This is a genomic window from Desulfobulbus alkaliphilus (genome assembly GCF_016918545.1).
Classification (GTDB): domain Bacteria; phylum Desulfobacterota; class Desulfobulbia; order Desulfobulbales; family Desulfobulbaceae; genus Desulfobulbus; species Desulfobulbus alkaliphilus.
This window is the reverse complement of the sequence record NZ_JAFFQC010000024.1, coordinates 1-17039: the sequence shown is the minus strand read 5'-3', so window position 1 is coordinate 17039 and position 17039 is coordinate 1. Positions and strand designations below refer to the sequence as shown.

At 52.8% G+C, this 17039-nt stretch carries 15 protein-coding genes; 3 read left to right on the top strand and 12 right to left on the bottom strand.

The window, feature by feature from the left end; all coding sequences use genetic code 11:
• Nucleotides 1–129 precede the first annotated feature (129 nt).
• Complete coding sequence (locus JWG43_RS12640; protein WP_205243300.1) at nt 130–1131, bottom strand: YhdH/YhfP family quinone oxidoreductase; 1002 nt, start codon at nt 1129–1131, stop codon at nt 130–132.
• Nucleotides 1132–1233: 102 nt separating this feature from the next.
• The gene (locus JWG43_RS12635) at nt 1234–1830 is read right to left on the bottom strand and encodes a TetR/AcrR family transcriptional regulator (RefSeq protein ID WP_205243299.1); all 597 of its coding nucleotides are present in this window, start codon (nt 1828–1830) and stop codon (nt 1234–1236) included.
• Nucleotides 1831–2323: 493 nt separating this feature from the next.
• Between JWG43_RS12635 and JWG43_RS12630 the strand changes: the two genes are divergently transcribed.
• Genes JWG43_RS12630 through JWG43_RS12620 form a run of 3 tightly spaced genes read left to right on the top strand, consistent with a single transcriptional unit; the run spans nt 2324 to nt 4503 of the window.
• On the top strand, nt 2324–2764 hold the full coding sequence (locus tag JWG43_RS12630) for a rhodanese-like domain-containing protein (RefSeq protein ID WP_205243298.1): 441 nt from the start codon (nt 2324–2326) through the stop codon (nt 2762–2764).
• Nucleotides 2765–2773: 9 nt separating this feature from the next.
• Complete coding sequence (locus JWG43_RS12625; protein ID WP_205243297.1) at nt 2774–3112, top strand: ArsR/SmtB family transcription factor; 339 nt, start codon at nt 2774–2776, stop codon at nt 3110–3112.
• Between the two features lie 23 nt (nt 3113–3135).
• The gene (locus JWG43_RS12620; RefSeq protein ID WP_338033266.1) at nt 3136–4503 is read left to right on the top strand and encodes a DUF190 domain-containing protein; all 1368 of its coding nucleotides are present in this window, start codon (nt 3136–3138) and stop codon (nt 4501–4503) included.
• 24 nt (nt 4504–4527) lie between these two features.
• Here the strand turns inward: JWG43_RS12620 and JWG43_RS12615 are convergent, their stop codons facing one another.
• The 10 genes from JWG43_RS12615 to JWG43_RS12570 form a co-directional block, all read right to left on the bottom strand.
• A complete protein-coding gene (locus tag JWG43_RS12615) occupies nt 4528–5367 on the bottom strand; it encodes a DUF4405 domain-containing protein (protein WP_205243296.1) in 840 nt (279 codons plus the stop codon).
• 474 nt (nt 5368–5841) lie between these two features.
• Nucleotides 5842–8913, bottom strand: a complete 3072-nt coding sequence (locus tag JWG43_RS12610; protein WP_205243295.1) for a chemotaxis protein CheB — start codon at nt 8911–8913, stop codon at nt 5842–5844.
• Between the two features lie 95 nt (nt 8914–9008).
• Nucleotides 9009–10091, bottom strand: coding sequence for an ATP-binding protein (locus JWG43_RS12605; RefSeq protein WP_205243294.1), 1083 nt, complete (start codon nt 10089–10091; stop codon nt 9009–9011).
• A gap of 254 nt (nt 10092–10345) precedes the next feature.
• Nucleotides 10346–11680 carry an IS701 family transposase gene (locus JWG43_RS12600; protein WP_205243293.1) on the bottom strand — a complete coding sequence of 445 codons (1335 nt, stop codon included), beginning with the start codon at nt 11678–11680 and terminating at the stop codon, nt 10346–10348.
• Between the two features lie 397 nt (nt 11681–12077).
• Nucleotides 12078–14354, bottom strand: coding sequence for a putative bifunctional diguanylate cyclase/phosphodiesterase (locus tag JWG43_RS12595; protein ID WP_205243292.1), 2277 nt, complete (start codon nt 14352–14354; stop codon nt 12078–12080).
• Nucleotides 14355–15185: 831 nt separating this feature from the next.
• Nucleotides 15186–15398 (bottom strand): hypothetical protein, encoded by a 213-nt coding sequence (locus JWG43_RS12590; protein WP_205243291.1) that lies wholly within the window; start codon nt 15396–15398, stop codon nt 15186–15188.
• 18 nt (nt 15399–15416) lie between these two features.
• Complete coding sequence (locus tag JWG43_RS20265; protein ID WP_240193569.1) at nt 15417–15575, bottom strand: DUF3309 family protein; 159 nt, start codon at nt 15573–15575, stop codon at nt 15417–15419.
• Nucleotides 15576–15698: 123 nt separating this feature from the next.
• On the bottom strand, nt 15699–15827 hold the full coding sequence (locus tag JWG43_RS20260) for a DUF3096 domain-containing protein (protein ID WP_205243290.1): 129 nt from the start codon (nt 15825–15827) through the stop codon (nt 15699–15701).
• Nucleotides 15828–15919: 92 nt separating this feature from the next.
• Nucleotides 15920–16099 carry a CsbD family protein gene (locus JWG43_RS12575; protein ID WP_205243289.1) on the bottom strand — a complete coding sequence of 60 codons (180 nt, stop codon included), beginning with the start codon at nt 16097–16099 and terminating at the stop codon, nt 15920–15922.
• A gap of 123 nt (nt 16100–16222) precedes the next feature.
• On the bottom strand, nt 16223–16372 hold the full coding sequence (locus tag JWG43_RS12570; protein ID WP_205243288.1) for a lmo0937 family membrane protein: 150 nt from the start codon (nt 16370–16372) through the stop codon (nt 16223–16225).
• Between the last annotated feature and the right edge of the window lie 667 nt (nt 16373–17039).

The following is a 17039-nucleotide window of genomic DNA, read 5'->3' as shown; positions in this document are numbered from 1 at the left end:
AAAAAGATATATCCAAAACAAGCGTCCAGCCGTCACGGATTCAGGAGGTTGCAATGTTGCATAACCTGGAACAAGTGGTTTATTGGGTGGCGGAAGAAAAAAGGAACCTTGCAAGGTTCAATCTGCATATCAGACAATTTTCACGATGGCCCGGCCCTTGTTTTTTCCTTCCAGAATCAGGCTGATGCGGTCGTCGAGCGCTTCCAGTGAATCGAGTTCGGTGGTGATTTTGTCCAGGTGATCCAGTTTCCAGTCCGAGGCAATTTTTTCCCACACCTGCAGGCGGAGATCCGTGGGGCAGTTGACCGAATCGATCCCCATCAGGCTGACACCGTTCAAAATAAATGGATAAATGGAGGAAGAGAATTCACCTGAGCCGACATTGCCGCAACAGGTCACGGTGCCGCCATATTGGGTGGCCTTGATGGCTGTGGTCAGAATATTGCCGGCAACGGTGTCGATGGCCCCGGCCCACCGTGGTTTCAGCACTGGCCGACCGCTCTTGTCATCCGCTTCTTCAATGGAGATCACTTCCTTGGCCCCCAGTTCAAGCAGATATTCTTTTTCATCGACCACGCCGTTCACGGCGATTACGTCGTAGCCGCTTTTAACAAGAATGGCCACCGCGATACTGCCCACGCCACCGGTGGCACCGGTGACCAGTACCGGTCCCTTGTCCGGGGTCACCCCATTGTTGATCATTTTGTAACAGGATAAGGCCGCGGTAAAACCAGCGGTCCCATAGATCATGCTTTCGCGCAGGCTCAAGTTGGCCGGTAATCGCACCACCCATGCCGCGGGCACGCGAATGTATTCCTGGTATCCTCCGGAGGTGTTCATGCCCAGGTCATAGCCGGTTACCAGAACCTTGTCGCCGGGTTTGAAATCGGCGACTGCACTTTCGACAACCTCGCCGGCCGCGTCAACACCGGGGGTGTGCGGGTATTTCCTGGTCACCCCTTTGTTTCCAGAGGCTGAAAGCGCATCCTTATAATTCAAGGAGGAGTAGTGCACCTTGATCAGCACCTCATTATTCGGGAGATCGGCAACATTTTTTTCCTTGATTTCCCGGGTGAATTTTTTGTCCTCGGTTTCGGTGACAATCATTGCTTTGAATGTGATGTTTTCCATGTGGTCCTCCTTGGGGTTGTGGTCAATATGACCAGTCGTCTTTTTTGTCGCAACAAAAGAGACAGTAACTGTCTGATGGCTGAGTGCGCTGAGAGTGTGTTGTTACTCAGCTGCGTTTTGCAGGATCTGGTCGAGAAGAAGCTGGAATTCCTGGAGCGGTGCCGCCGATTTATTGGCTTTCATGAGCACCAGGGCACCGAGCCAGCAGTTGCGGATAAGGCTGGTCAACTGGTCAGGATTTTTTGAGGGTGCAATAGCTCCCTCCCGCTGAGCCTCCTGAAGGCAGGCGAGCAACGGCGCGTATTCATCCCTGAAACAGCGTGTTGCTTCACGGGCGATGGCGTCGCTGACATCCGCCATTTCCAGGGTGATGTTGCAGAGAAAACAGCCTATGGAAAAGGCAACAGTCGTCGACAGAAACTCAATTTTTTGATGATAAAGTGCCCGTATCCGCTGCAGCGGCGGCATCCCGGTATCGCAGAGCGTGCGCTGCATCACTTCGATCTCACGCTCGGTGAAAAGACGCATCGCCTCAATGGCGAAATCTTCCTTGTTTTTGAAATAATTATAAAATGAACCTTTGGGGATGTCGGCGGCATTGGCGATCTCTTGGACGCCGGTCGCATTATATCCCTTGGTGTACAGTGCTTTTAATCCCTTGCGGATAATGTCCTGTTTGTTCTGGTCGTGTTGTTTCATGGTACATTTCAATATATGACCAGTCGTCTTGAAAAGCAAGGACCTATTTCAGATTGGTGTACATTCCATGCACGGTAGCCTGATCGTCCGGAGACGGAAAAATAGAACGTAATCGGGCACAAAATCCGCAAAAGCCTGGATTCCACTCTCCGAATCGGGCCGAGGCAGCCTTTTTTTTGAGCCATGAAGATCCTTCAGGGCCGGAAGGACACCGCCGATAAAGGGAAGCGGCATTCCCGCGGCAAAATGCGGCGGGAATCAATAGAAGAAAAAATTTATCCGCTCGAGCGGATATGAGCAAGGCATTGGTCATCCGTTCCTGCTTTAAACGATGAGGCAATAATTTTCGTCAAATTCGATTCAACCCGGCCTGTTTTCTTCCTCAAGGAAGCACGTTATGTTAAAATATGCATTCTAACCGTTCACCTGTGATTGCCCTGTGGACGATCCGGTTAAAAAGAATTAAATCAATCAGATCAGTTATTGAGGAGCCATGAAAAACATCCTGTTCAGTCTAATCCTGGCTACGTTTCTAGTGACCAGTACAAAAGCTGAAGACAACGTTGTAGCCGTTATCGATGGATACCAGACTCTGTTTCTTTTACAACACGGAGCAGCATTCATCGATAATCGACCCCAGCATAAATTCGCCCGCGGACATATCCACGGCGCGGTGAATCTGCCCTATTATACCCCTGATCACAGCACGAACATCATGAGTAAGGACAACTTGGCTGTCGCCCTCGGCGGTAAGGATGTGGCGGTATTTTACTGCTCAGGGGCGTTGAGAGCGTATCAGGCCATCCGGCAAGCCCAAGAATGGGGATTCACTCTGCCGATGTACTGGTATAGAAACGGGTGGGCAGAGTGGCAGTTGCTGACCCTCGGACCAGCGTCTGAATCTGTGGCGGCAGATTCAGACCAGCAGGAATAATGGCCACAAATGAAAATTACTGCTGAATTTTTTAAATCCCTGGCCGATGAAACCCGGTTGCGTTTGCTGGTTCTGCTGCATGAAGGCAGGGAATATTGCGTCTGTGACCTGGTGCAGGCTCTGGGCATACCTCAATCCACTTTAGCATACCTGAGACGGCATGGTTGGCTGCAGGGGCGGCGAGAGGGGCTGTGGATGCACTATTCCCTGGTTAGCGGCTTTGATTCTCTCTACCGTGATCAGCTCAATCTGGTTGTCAGCCGGTTGGCAGGTACCAAAATCTGCCGTGAAGATCGTCAGCGGCTAACAGCCTGGTGTGCGGAAAACAATAATGCCATCTGCCGGTAGGTTTGTCGAACGGTGGCAGCAGCGTGCTCCGTCAACAGGCAAAACAACCAGGCATCGAACCGCCCTTGGGCAAGGAGGAGGATACGATGCTCAACTACAAAGCCATTGAGATTTTCACCGATGAGAAGGCGCGTCATGGCAAAAAGCCGGTGATCGATGCGGTTCTCCACTATATCCGGGGGTTGAAAATCGCCGCCCGATGCATTGTCACCCGTGGGATTGCCGGCTGTGATGAAAGCGGCGAAATGACGACGGATCGTCTGGAAATTCTCTCCTTCAATCTCCCGATCCGGATCTATATCATCGTCCCGGCCGCGGCAACCGACCAGGTACTCGCCGGCCTTGACGAACTGATCGGCAGCGGCGTCATCGCCCTCCATGATCTCCAGGTGGTTTCCCACAAAACCGCCAGCACCTTTTTCCCGCGGCAGCTCCAGGTGCGGGATGTGATGACGGCCAGGCCGGAAAGGGTCACCGCGGACAGTCGGCTGAGCGAGGCGGCCAGGTTGCTGCTTTCCTCCATATTCACCGGATTGCCGGTGGTCGATGAGCAGGGACGGCCCATTGGCGTGATCACCCAGGGGGATCTGATCCGTAAAGGCGGGCTGCCGTTACGTCTGGGACTGCTCTCGGCATCCGGCAGGGACGACCTCGAAGCGATCATGCACGATCTTGCGCAAAGGCGGGTTGCAGAGGCAATGAGCAGTCCACCGGTCCTTATCGCCGAGGAGCGGCCACTGACCGAGGCCGTGGAGCGTATGCTGGCGCATGACATGAAGCGGCTGCCGGTGGTCGATGCCGCCGGACGACTGGTCGGGATGCTGTCGCGTCTGGATATTTTTCGCACAGTCATGCGGGAAGCCCCTGACTGGAGCGCTTTCCGGGCTCAGGAAATAACAATCAGCAACCTGCGCACCGTGGCCGACATCCTCCGCCGGGATATCCATACTGTCGGACCGGAGACCCCGCTTGATAAAGTGATCCAAATCATTAACGATAACGATATCCAGCGGGTGGCGGTCGTCAACGCCGAGGGCCTTTTGCTCGGTCTCATTGCCGATCGTGACCTCCTCCGATATTTCCAGCCTGACCCGGAAGGCCTGCGCTATCTCCTGGCCAGATTGACGCGTCCATTTCGTCAGGATGGCTTCACCCAGGAGCTTGATCAGCGGCTGCAATCGACTCGGGCCGAGCAGGTGATGCGCACCGACATTCTGACCGTGCGGGAGGATATGCTGATTGACGAGGCGGTGCGGATTATGACGGAAAAGATGCTCAAGCGGCTGCCGGTGGTGGATGATCAGGGGCGGTTCCGGGGGATGATCAGCCGTGATTCCCTGCTCCGTACCGGCTACGGTCATGCCGATGGCCGGGATCAATCCTTGTCGTGAAACACAAAAAACAAACGCGAGTCGTTATTCTCCTTGGGCGAAGGCCCAGATAAGCTCATAAATTTCCGTCGGTCTTTTGTTGTTGGCCTCGGCTATCTGGCGGATGGTGTTGCCCGGGGCACTGGAGATCCCCCGTGCCGACAGTGCGGCGATAATGGCGGGACAGTCAAGTTGCATCTCGCTGCAGAGCTGCTCAAGGGTTTTTCTGCCCAAGCCTGATGGGGGCGGTTCGATGGGCGGTGCCGCCGCCGTATCGTTGACGGACAGCTGAACCTTGGCCGGCAGGATGATGTTGTAGATGGCTTGCGGGGTCATACGGTTGTCCCGGGCAATGGCCAGCACGGTTGCGGAACCCGTGGCCCCCCGCACCCCGTGCTCATCGAGCAGAGCCAGGGCCTGGTCAAGCTCGATACCTTCGCGCCGGGTCAGCATCTGCAGGGAGCTTTTTTCGGCATGGCCATAGGGTGGTTCACCGTATGTTTCCGCGGCGCTTCTTTTGAAATACGCACTGAGATCAAGAATATAGCTGACCGGCGGAACCTGAAAATAGGTCAGAACGATGATCAATGAGGTAACCGCCAGGGCAATATTGCAGGGCAGGGTGAACACCTTGATCTCCTTGACCTTGTTTTTCAGATAGCTTTTGACCACCCCCCAGTTGTAGTAGAGGTGCAGGAAGCTGGCTAATAGGAACAAAAAACCGATGGTGATGTGCTGGTCGCCCCATTCCGTCTTGGTCAAGCCCAGAAAGCGCCAGTCAGCCCAATAAGCAATCCGGCCCTCGGGTACCACATAGAGGACAATCGAATTGAGGATCAGGACAACAAGGGTGACCAGCATGGTCATGGAGGTGATTTTGCGCATGGATCCGGATCCGGGATAAGAAGGTTGTTGTTCTGGTTCAATTTTTTCGGTAACACTGATTACAATAAGAAAGAATCCTGCCTTTGGCCAGAGTCATGCCAAAAAGTTCATGGAATAGAAGTGGTCGATGGCCGGTAAACGTCCACCGGGTGCGACGACCTGACCGGTCACAGGGTTTGTAACTGATTGATTTATGACGTTTCTGTATTGTAAGCGATATCAGGTACCCCGGGTATGCGCAGACTTGGCTGACTGTTATAGCCCCCTTCTATGCGGGCAATTGCGTCCGTGCAAAGATGGGGTGCCTATGATCGCGTACGTCTACCATTGATCCGGGTTGATTTTGCCCAGAAAAATTTTCGTACAATGAGGATGTTGCGGGCATTGTCTCCAGCCTGAATCCGTAACGGTCCTTCGCTGATAATGATTTTTTCTAGTAGTTCCTTGCCGTTGGGCTCTTGTTTTAAAAATATTTTACTGTACTTTGATGTCGTTTTGAGTCTGGGAACGGTTGCCGGAATGCTCCTCAATCGCCAGCAGGATCAGCTCGGATCGACCTGGCTCCCCGAAAATGCGGCGCGCGTTGAGATGAAGCGTGCGCCACCCAATTGTTTCAAATTGGTGGGTCACGGTAAAATCATTGAACACGGCATCGTGGGTCAGGACCTTTTCCAGCAGGGTGTGCAACTCCGGAATGTCCCACTGACGATTGCCCAACTCATAGAGTAACTGCCCCTGCGTAGCGTCGGGCGTTACCTGGAAGGTGCTGTAAAAAGCACTGTTCGCCATGGTTACACGCAAATCAGTATCGAGCACCAGCAACGGTTCGCGGACCGTGGCGACAACAGCCTCTGCCAGATGGGCATGCGCCTTGCTCAAGGCCGTCTTTATCTGTTTATATTCTGTTATGTCGGTAAAGGTGATCACCGCGCCTTCAATTACGTTCTCCAGGGTTCGATAGGGCAGGATGCGCATGGTGTACCATCTCCCAGCCTGAGTATGGACTTCCATTTCTTTGGGGACCAGGGTGTCCAGGACGTTTTGGGTATCCGCCAGCAAAGCGTCATAGTCGACCAGATTGGAGACGATATGGCCAACAGGGCGTCCGATGTCGCTTTGGATCAGGTTGATGATTCTGGTAGCGGCAGGGGTGAAGCGCAGGATTCGCATCTGGAAATCGACAAAGACCGTGCCGATGTCGGTGCCGGCCAGCAGGTTGTTCATGTCGTTATTGGCGCAGGTCAGATCAGCCACCTTGTTTTGCAGTTCGGCATTGACTGTGGTCAGTTCCTCGTTAATCGATTGCAGTTCCTCTTTCGAGGTTTCCAGCTCCTCGTTGGTGGATTGCAACTCCTCGTTGACCGATTGCATCTCCTCGTTAATGGATTTCAGCTCTTCGTTCGTCGTTTGGAGGTACTCCTCCTTAACCTGCAGTTCTTGCTGCAGAGCGGCAACCCGCATGTCGATATCCGGGGCTGCATGTGGCACTGCCGGGGTGCTCGTGCCCTCCTGCTGCGGGGTTGGGAGATCGCACGCTGCGGCCCCCTCAAGGATGACCAGGTACAAAGGTGTCTCGGGTATGGCGTCAGGGTCTATTTCCACTCGGCGAACGATCAGGTTGACCGGGGTGAAGGTGCCGTTGGTTTTGACCATCAGACCGGTGGAGCGAACGAACTCCACACCTGCCGTCACCTTGTGCATGGCCGCGGTCAATTCACTTCGCAATCCCTCTCTTGCCATTTTGAAAATGTTATAGACGCCGACTTCGCCCATGGCTGGCTCAAGAAACAAACTGGTGCGGCCGTGGATGTAGAGGATGTCGCCGGAACCCTTGACAAGGGCGCCTGCAGGAATGATTTGCTGCAACAAAGCCTGTTCGGTCAACTCGCGCAGTGTTGGTTTCCTTTGGGTTGTCATTTTTCCAGCGGCCCGCGGCAACGCTGTCTCTAGCGAGGTCAGGGGTGGCAGATAGTTGCCTAAGCCTATTATGGAGGTGCCATGGAGTGTGTCTTTACGCCGGTATATCTTTGCTTTGCGATCCTGCACGGCAAAAAGATCGGCGAAATCTCCCACCGTCTCCGAAATGCCCAGCAGAAGATACCCTCCGGGATTGAGAGCATAGTAAAAAAGGGGGATGAGTTTTTTCTGCAACTCAACACCCATATAGATCATCAGATTGCGGCAGCTGATGAAATCAAGCTTGGAAAAGGGCGGGTCTCTGATTACATTTTGTTCGGAAAAGACCAGCAAGTCGCGAATGGTTTTGTGGATGCGATACGCACCACTGTTGCTTTCGGTCGAAAAAAAACGTGCCAGCCGCTCCGGTGTGATGTCGGCGGCGATGCCAGCCGGATAGAGTCCGGCTCGGGCCCTGGCAATCGCCTGGCTGTCGATGTCGGTGGCAAAAATTTGTACCTTGTGATTCTGCTTCAAAGACTCCTGACGCTCGGCGAGCAGGATGGCGAGGGAATACGGCTCCTCGCCGCTGGCACACCCCGGTGACCAGGCCCGGATCGTTCCACCGGCAGGTTTATCGGCAAAGAGTTGGGGGATGATCTTTTCTTCAAGAATTTTGAAGACTTCAGGGTCGCGAAAAAAATTGGTGACACCGATCAGCAGGTCACGGAAAAGAGATTCCACCTCCGCAGACGTTTGCTGCGAAAACTTGATATAGCGCTCCACTGTATCGATCTGATGGAGGGCCATGCGCCGCTCGATTCGCCGCCAGATGGTGCTCGACTTATACAAGGAAAAATCGTGCCCAGTGTGGGCGCGGAGCAGGACGAACATTTTCCTCAGCGCGTTCTCGCTTTTTAACATCGGGGTGGTGCCGACCTTCGGTGACTTGCCGAAGGCATGGGCTGCATAACGGATCAGTTGCGCGGGCATCTCCGCTGGCAACAGTTCAAAATCCACCAGGCCGGTGGCGATGGCACTGCGCGGCATGCCATCATACTCGGTGGAGTCGGGTCGCTGGGCCATGACCATGCCGCCTTCGCTCTTAATGGCCTGCAACCCCAGGGTGCCGTCACTGCCGGTTCCGGAAAGCACGACACAAATGGCCCGCTCGTGCTGGTCCTGAGCCAACGAGCGGAAGAAAAAATCGATGGGCAGGCGACGACCCCGTGGTGAGAAAGGCTCCAGTAACTGCAGAGCCCCACCCAGGTAAGCCATGTCGCGATTTGGGGGTATGATGTAGGTGCAGTTGGGGCGTACCACCATGCCGTCTTCGACCTCGAAAACCTGCATACGAGTGTAGCGTTTAATCAGATCGGTGAGGATGCTCTTGTGATCCGGAGCCAAGTGCTGCACCAGGACAAAGGCCATGCCAGGCTCCTCATCGACCGGCATGCCCGAGAAAAAAGACTCGAAAGCGGCCAGTCCTCCGGCCGATGCGCCGATGCCAACAATGGGAAAATCGGCGGTTTCTCCCTTATCCTCCTCGGGAATTGCAGCTTCATTTACCGGGCTGTTTTGTCCCTTGCTCGTTTTGGCATCACCTGGTGGATCCGGTGGGATTGCTTTATCCTTTTTTCGTGATGCCATGGCGGCCTCCCCGTTTAATTGAATTTCAGGTGCCGGGTACGACTATCATTCATTTGTACCCGTTGAACGGTTGCCAACACCTCAGCGCGTCAGTCTCAAATTCGAGAAAAACTTACGCTGTCCCTGGCAAACTCGTCAAGCACTCCCTTGCCTAAGGAGGGAGGAACCTTGGGGAGGATGAAGGCGAATGTCTCCGCCGTTACCTGGAAGTCCTCTTGACTGGCCAGTTCCTGCTCAAAGGCAAAATGGGCGACCTGCTGGAAAAGATACTGAATATCCGCGGGGGTGAACCCGGATGTCATTTCGACAATCCGTTCCATATCAATGTTGCCGGTGTTGAGTTTGGTAAGATAATATTCGAGAATCGTCTTCCTGCCTTCCTTGTCCAAGCCTCCAACCGGAATGATGCAGTCAAATCTTCCCGGACGCAGCATCGCTGCATCCAATTGCCGGATGTAGTTGGTGGCGCAGACCAGCAGGATCTTGTTGCGCTGGTCCTTGAGTAACTGAATTTGTTTGAGAAACTCGTTGGTAATAGACTTGTCGATCCGGTCCCCTGCATCGCGGCTGCCTGCAATCTCTTCAAACTCGTCGATAAAGAGAACCACCTCATCCAGATTTCGTGCTTTTTCCATCAGTTCCCGCAGATTGGCACCAATTTTCTCGACACCGTTCACCATCAGCATGCTGGGGACAATCTCGATGTACCGCCAGGATAAGGCACCGGCAATAGCCTTGGCAAAATGGGTTTTTCCCGTGCCTGGAGGGCCAAAGAATATAATCGCTTTCGGGGGGACTACCCCATGCTTTCTGGAAAGGCCCTCCTCGGTCAAGGGCAGAATAATTTTGCGTTGCACCAACTGCTTGGGGGGTTGCGAATCAGAGATGGTAGCCCACATCTCCCTGCTGATGATCTGGGCGCCCATCCCGTTGAAAATTCGTTGTTGTTTATGGATTGCATACTCAAGGGGGGCCTGCTCCATATTTTCCAGGAAATCAATACAGGCAGTCCGCAATCCCACGTCCCGGCAGAGTTTTTCCGAGAGGAGCCACTTATGGTTCAAGATCAGGGGCCACAGGGCAGCGGCAACCTCCAGTTCGTATTCTTCTCCACTCAGTTCAATAATTGTCTTTCTGCACTCTTTCGGCGACAAAAGCGCCTCTTGGGTCTCTTCCATGCTCTACCTGCCTGTGATGACTGAACGTTGCTGCTCAGTTCGGTATTCTTTTTTAAAAAAGGAGAAGAAACGGTCCGTCTGCACCAAGGTGCATCGGGCCGTGTCCTCTTATTGATATGATTGCTGTCCGGGTTTTTTAATCGAGGCCGTCTTACCTGGTGTCCATCCGGAAACGTGATATTTTATTATGAATCGAGGCGCGCTGGCAAATTTAACCGCAGGCATATTGTTAACTGAAGTTTCCTGTAAAAGTCTTATGCCGCCATCCGCATCAGGGCGGTCACAAGCGTATTAATCATCGATTTGCGCGGAACTGGGCAAAGCAATGGAAAATCCTTGTCCAATGCTGCTTGGGTCACTAACCTTCTAACATCGGAAAAGGCGAAATGGTTGCGGCCCTTGACGGTGTGCCGTCGCTGCGGAGTTTTTTCCAGGCGACAGGCGTAGATCCAGGTAAATGTTGTGGCCATCGAACAGAAGTCCAGGTGGTTTTTCACTGCAACCGGATTTCTGGTCTGGGTTTCGGCACTGCCGATATCTCTTTTCAGTTCTTTGAACCCGGCCTCAATCTTCCACCTGGCGCCGTAATACTCGATTATCTCGGCCACTGACAGGGTTAGATCGGTGGAAAAGAGAGCAACCCATTGCGTCCGACGATACACCCACACTACTCTAATCCGGCATTTGAGTGTTTTCTGCATGACAACCTGATCGTAGGCCAAAACCGTTCGTACCCGGCCGTACAGGTTGACCGTCATCTCCCGAGCCCGCTCTCTGTTTATCAAGGCAAGTGAGGATGTCGTGCCGAGTTTGTCGCCATATTTTTTTGGGCGACCAGCGCCTTTTCCCGTCGGTGGAGCTGGCATGTCAAAGAGATTGTTGTTTGAACGAAGCCGGGACAGCATGTGGGCCTTTTTCCCCAGTGCTTTTCGCAAAGGCTTATAGAGACCATTGTTACCGAACCAGGAGTCGGTCACAACCATGATATCCGACTGGGGAAATTCCACAGCGACTCTACCGAGCATCTCAACGGCCTGGATATGCTTGCTTTGGAAGTCAATCGCCTTGCCCTTGAATACTGGTTTTTTTTCTTTGATTTCTGTTTCCGGCAGATAGTACCGCTGGCTGAGGGGGAGACAGGCCCAGCGTCCTTTGATCATTTTGAGAAGGCCAATGGCGACAATATTCTGAGCCCAGGGATAGCGCGACTGATTCTGCTTGGCTGCATGGTCAAACACCTTGGCGCAGGCAAAAATCTTCTTTCCTGTCTTGGGGTTGATATAATCGTCGAGAGCGACAATCAATCTTCCACCTGTTTCTGGTTCAGGGATCATTTTCCAAAGCCTCGGCCAGAGCCTGTCCCAAGGAAGTTTCGGTGAGGCCATGAAGGTGTAGTACCGTTTCTTACCGATCTCGACATAGCCAAACAGTGTACGGAGCACTCGGAGCAGATTGGAGGTTCTGGATGATGAAAATGGTATAATGATCGCGAGCAGGGTGTGAAGAAACCAAGCGCTACGTTCCTTACCATTTTCCGACGAGGCAAATTCATCTTTGAGTTCACTGAGCAGGGAGTGTAATATGAGCATGCGAGGTTCCTATGGTAATTTGTTTTTGGAGAATTACACTCTACCATGACTGGGCCTCGTTTTCACTCATAACTTCCTGTTTTTGCTAATAAAATATCAATTTCTGGTAAAAGTTGGCTGAAATTTATCGAGTTATATCAAGTACTTATCGAGCCCAATTTTTCACCAGCATCTTGTTGTAATTATTGAATAATTTCCATCCCCGCCGAGGCACTCGCGGCTCCCCCCCGGGCTGGCTTATTTTAAAAATGGGAAACTTCAGATTGTTAATATTACCAGGATTAAATTTGACAGCGCAACAAAGAGTCAGGGGAAAATAGCCGTTTCTGGATGGACACTACCTACGGAGGCTCTCAAGGTGAACAGGTTCCGGCAGTGCAAACCTCAAGCCCTATGCTTATATGGATTGACTTTTCCCCTGAGGAGTTGAGGCAGGGTGACGGCCAAGTTCAGTAAGGGTATTCCTGCACGAATTTTGTTTGCTATGCCGCATTGTTGGTTGATTTTCAATAGGTCCCTGCTTTTCACGTGATTGTGTGCCTCTGAACCGTGAGGTACGGGTAGCTCCAGGGTGATCGCCTGCTTTTGTAACCACTCCGGCCAATCCACTGACCAGCAACGCAGTGAAGGGCTCTGCGGCAAGCGCCCTGCCGAACAGATAGCCTTGTCCTTCATCACAATGCTGTACCTTGAGAAACGCCCATTGCAATTGATCCTCCACGCCCTCGGCCACCACTACTTGCTTGAGGCTGGTGGCCATGGCAATGACGGCACTGGCAATGATGCCGCTACTGGCGGCGGAACTGATGTCGCGGACGAAAGACGGGGCAATCTTGAGGATGTCGATGGGAAACCGGGCCAGGTAACTGAGATTGGAAAAGCCGGTGCCAAAATCATCCACCGCCACTTGCACTCCCAATTTTTTGAGCTGTTTCAGGATGTCGATACTGGCCTCGGCATCACGCATCAACACGCTTTCGGTTATTTCCAGGTGCAAACAATACGGGTCCAGTCCAGTTTCGATCATGATGGCGCGGACGTCCTCAATAAAATTTTTGGCGCAAAATTCCGGCGCGGAGATGTTGACTGCAATGGAGTGCGGCGAAAGCCCGGCGTCTTGCCAGCATTTGACCTGGGTGCATGCTTCCCGCAGCACCCAGCGGCCGATTGGAATCATCAGGCCACAGTTTTCGGCCACCGGCATGAATTCGCCGGGCAGCACCAGGCCCCGTTTTGGATGCATCCAGCGCAGCAAGGCTTCGACGCCGCTCATCGCGCCAGTTTCCAGTTTGACCTTGGGCTGGTAATGCAAGACAAATTCCTGCCGTTGCAGTGCGGACCGCAATGCGGCTTCCATGGCCAGGCGCTCAACCGAGCGTAAGTTCATCTCGTCCTTGAAAAACTGGTAATTGTTGCGGCCCTTTTCCTTGGCGCTGTACATGGCGGTGTCCGCATTCTTGAACAGTGCCTCCGCATCCTGACCGTCTACGGGATAGACGCTGATGCCGATGCTGGTGGTCACATGCAGCTCATGTTCGCCAATGATGTGCGGAGCGGCCAGGGCGGCCAGTATTTTATCAGCGATCTGAACCGCATTCTCCGTAAGCCTGTCCTCGGTTACCAGGACCACGAATTCATCGCCCCCCTGACGACTAACCGTGTCGGAAGCGCGTACACAGGCGCGCAGCCGGTTCGCAACGGATTGCAATAACTTGTCACCGGTCGAGTGTCCGAGCGAATCGTTGATATGTTTGAAGTTATCCAGGTCCAAAAACAGCACGGCCAGATGCGTGCCGTGCCGTTTTGCCAGGGAGATCGCTTGCTCCACCCGGTCGTTCAACAGGACGCGATTGGGCAAGTTGGTGAGGGAATCGTGTTGCGCCAGATGCGCCATTTTCGAGGCCATCGCCTGGGAGGCCGTGACATCGTGGAAAACAATCACCGCCCCGCTCATTTTTCCATCCCAATCGTGGATCGGGGCAGCGGAATCTTCGATTGCCGCTTCGTGGCCATCTCGGCGGATCAAAATGGTCCCGGCTGTCAGGGCCATTGCTTCATCCTGCTGCAGGACCAAATCGATTGGATTGGGTTTCGGTTTGCGCGTGTCGCCATCAATGATGCGCATTACCTCGCCGATGGGATGCCCATGCGCCTCTTCCCGCGACCAGCCGGTCATGGTTTCGGCGGCAATGTTGAGATAATCGACATTGCCCGCCATGTCGGTGCTGATAACCGCGTCGCTGATCGAGTTGAGGATGATTTCAGCCCGCGCTTTTTCCAGGAAACAGGTCTCTTCGACGGCCCTGCGCTTGATAAGATTATGGAGCGATTGTGGCACCAGGGAATTGTCCAGATCGTTTTTCGACAAAGACCCCTGGGCGCCATGCTGCTTTGCTTTTACCAGGTTGTCGTCATTCGCCGCACTGAGGATCAGGATCGGTGTGTGCGGGGCTGCGGCGAGCACCTGGTCGAAGGTGTCGATGCCCTGGCTGTCATGCAGCGCCAGCTCAACGATAATCGCATCGATGCCGCCCGCGCGCAGGCGATCCAGTCCCTCGGACAGCTGCTTGACCCATTCGACGATAAACGCCCCTTCTTGTGCACCACCGAGCACTTTCTGCAACGCTTCGGCTTCAACGGTATCACCAGTGATGATCAGTACTCTATTCGCCATGCCATCTGTACTCCTTACAACGGGTTGCCCTTTGGGAACGGTCGGCGATCTGCTTGATCAATAATCGCGCCAACCGTTGTTCCTGGCGCCAGTTGATCTTGAAACAGTTTGCTTGAAGCCGTTTAAACGTTCACCGAGTTGTAAGTAAACGACTGCATGCCCTGTAAACTGGAACCGTTTTGCCATCGCTTCATACATGGATAAGCAGGCTATCGGGCTCTGCATATTTCGAGGATTAAATTTGACGGCACAACAAAAAGTCAGGGGGAAAGGGCCGCTTCTGGATGGGCGCTATCTGAAAAATAACAAATGAATCACGATGATGAATCTTGATGCTGGGCAAACGGGGTGCGTCAGAAGTTCTACCTGAAAGTGCCATGAAATTCCGCGTTCTCGTCCCCGGTGAAAACAATTCTGTGCCCAATATGCAGAATGTTTCATGGAAAGATGGGAGCGGCGTTAACAGCACGTGCCTGCATACAGCATATCGGCAGCTTGCCGAATGGCAAAAATCAGCATGCCCTCAGCCCTGTCAGCGTTGAGCAGTGCTCGGGTACGTACTACAAAGAGGCGGGCGAACTTAATCGGGCACCGCAGGCACGGTTGATTGATCGTCCGCAGATAGAGTGCTGGTGAAAGGTTACAACCTCACTGTTGCGGATCATTCAGCGTTCATGCCTGAACGATCCGCAAAATATTGTTTTTCCATGACTTAGTGAAGGAGACAGCAAATGCTCAGCCGCATTGAACAGGGATCAGTGCCAAGACCTCGTTTTCTGATTGGTCCTTTTTACGGCGAGATTATTTAGTCTCAGTTACTTGCTCTCTTGCTCACTTGGTTTTGTCATCGAGGGTTTCCTTGGCTTCTTCTATCTTCTTTTTTGCCGCATCGGTTGCCTCATCGATCTTCTCCCCGGTTTGTTCAACCGCCTGGTCAACCTGTTTTCCTGCCCTCTCGGCAGGCCCCTCTTGCTTGCAGGCGCTCAGTCCCAAAACCGCAGCCAGCAAAAAGACCGCCAGAAATCCCTTGGAGAACATGTTCATTTGCATCACCTCTTACGGTTAAATTCTTCCCATTAAAAACAGGATTAACACAATAATCAGGATAAGCCCGATTGCGCCGCTCGGAGCATATCCCCATGACCGGCTGTGGGGCCAGGCGGGGATCGCCCCTACCAGGATAAGGATTAAAACTATGAGGAGTATTGTACCCAGTGACATTTCACCCTCCTGTTGTTTAACGGTTACATGGTCAGTTGACTTGCCACGGCCCAATGTTGCGGGCCAGGTCATTTGACGATTAATATGTTTTCACGGAATGGACGTGCGGTTGGGTTCGCGCGCTTAATTCATTAGCCCCAGAATGCCAATGACAATCAAATACACGGCAACAAAATAATTCAGGAACCTCGGTACAACCAGAATCAGGATGCCTATCAGGATAGAAAATATCGGTTCTATGGCGATATCCACGGGGGCCTCCTAGGCAGAGATAAGGATGATGGTGCTGGGACAATGATCGTTGTGGAAGTGATCGCTTGCCTTGGGTCAATATTACCTGTCTTCTACTTGTCGACCGCTTTTTTCAGATCGCCGACTTTATCCTGCATTTTGCCGGCGCTGTGTTCCGTTTTCCCTTCAATTTCCAATTCTGGCTTGTCGATGATTTTCCCGGCAACCTCCTTGATTTTCCCTTTTGCTTGATGGAATTTGCCTTCCGCTTTGTCTTGATTGCCTGATTTCATACTCTCCTCCTGGTTCAGTTTTGATTTGCCTGCCACATGGTGATCTGAACCCGGCGAGTATATTCACCGGGAACGTGCCCGTCCAGAAGCAGGTTTGTATATTTGCCCGTTGGCCCGACTTCGCTACACTCGTCTGCGGCTCTGAAGAAGATTGATCACCACCACGATCAGGGCTATGACCAGGAGGAGATGAATCAACCCCCCCATGGTGTAGCTGCTCACCAGCCCGACCGCCCACAAAATCAACAGTATAACAGCGATTGTCCACAGCATGTTTTCCTCCTTCCCGATCGTTTCGGGTCACCCCTTGCCGGCAGACGCTATTCCGCGCCTCATCCGGCAAACAGGCTTATTGCTGCTAGGTTGCGGTCTTTTTGCGGTCCATTTGGTTGACCACGCCAAAGGGTGCGCCACTGTTCCCATTTCTTGGATGGGTTGGTTGGCGATGTTTATTGTGTGTGTTGCAGCTCCCTCTGCTTATTCTTCTGCAAGTTCAGTGCCCAAGAGAAAGCCTCTGTGTTGTACGGGTTATTGTTTGTAATATCAGTCAATTGTTTTGATATGTATCTCACGACCCTGACAGGGTCCGGTTGGTAAAAGTGTTGCGTGTCGCGTAAACGTTGCAATGTTTGTATGCTGCAACCCCTTGCATTTCGTTGCCACAACCGAATGCCCCTGGCGTGACAGCATTTCCTGGCTCTTTTTTCATAAAGTGATTTTTTTTCCCCTTCTTTTTCTGGCTCGCACAGGAGGGCGCAGGTGCATTTATGATCGCATGGCCTCTTCTTACTCGACCCGCTTCAGTTGGTTTTGTGTAGATTGTCACACCGTATTACCTGAAATCTAGTCGAAATTCTCAAGTAACAGTACCCTTGTGAGAAGGGTCCAACCGCAGGAAATGAGAAAAAGTGGGCAGGCTCGGCGCGGGGGGTAGGGAGGT

Excerpts from the sequence above, each read along its gene's own strand:
- JWG43_RS12640 (WP_205243300.1), bottom strand. The coding sequence starts at position 1,131 with ATGGAAAACATCACATTCAAAGCAATGATTGTCACCGAAACCGAGGAC.
- JWG43_RS12635 (WP_205243299.1), bottom strand. The coding sequence starts at position 1,830 with ATGAAACAACACGACCAGAACAAACAGGACATTATCCGCAAGGGATTA.
- JWG43_RS12630 (WP_205243298.1), top strand. The coding sequence starts at position 2,324 with ATGAAAAACATCCTGTTCAGTCTAATCCTGGCTACGTTTCTAGTGACC.
- JWG43_RS12625 (WP_205243297.1), top strand. The coding sequence starts at position 2,774 with ATGAAAATTACTGCTGAATTTTTTAAATCCCTGGCCGATGAAACCCGG.
- JWG43_RS12615 (WP_205243296.1), bottom strand. The coding sequence starts at position 5,367 with ATGCGCAAAATCACCTCCATGACCATGCTGGTCACCCTTGTTGTCCTG.
- JWG43_RS12610 (WP_205243295.1), bottom strand. The coding sequence starts at position 8,913 with ATGGCATCACGAAAAAAGGATAAAGCAATCCCACCGGATCCACCAGGT.
- JWG43_RS12605 (WP_205243294.1), bottom strand. The coding sequence starts at position 10,091 with ATGGAAGAGACCCAAGAGGCGCTTTTGTCGCCGAAAGAGTGCAGAAAG.
- JWG43_RS12600 (WP_205243293.1), bottom strand. The coding sequence starts at position 11,680 with ATGCTCATATTACACTCCCTGCTCAGTGAACTCAAAGATGAATTTGCC.
- JWG43_RS12595 (WP_205243292.1), bottom strand. The coding sequence starts at position 14,354 with ATGGCGAATAGAGTACTGATCATCACTGGTGATACCGTTGAAGCCGAA.
- JWG43_RS12590 (WP_205243291.1), bottom strand. The coding sequence starts at position 15,398 with ATGAACATGTTCTCCAAGGGATTTCTGGCGGTCTTTTTGCTGGCTGCG.
- JWG43_RS20265 (WP_240193569.1), bottom strand. The coding sequence starts at position 15,575 with ATGTCACTGGGTACAATACTCCTCATAGTTTTAATCCTTATCCTGGTA.
- JWG43_RS12575 (WP_205243289.1), bottom strand. The coding sequence starts at position 16,099 with ATGAAATCAGGCAATCAAGACAAAGCGGAAGGCAAATTCCATCAAGCA.
- JWG43_RS12570 (WP_205243288.1), bottom strand. The coding sequence starts at position 16,372 with ATGCTGTGGACAATCGCTGTTATACTGTTGATTTTGTGGGCGGTCGGG.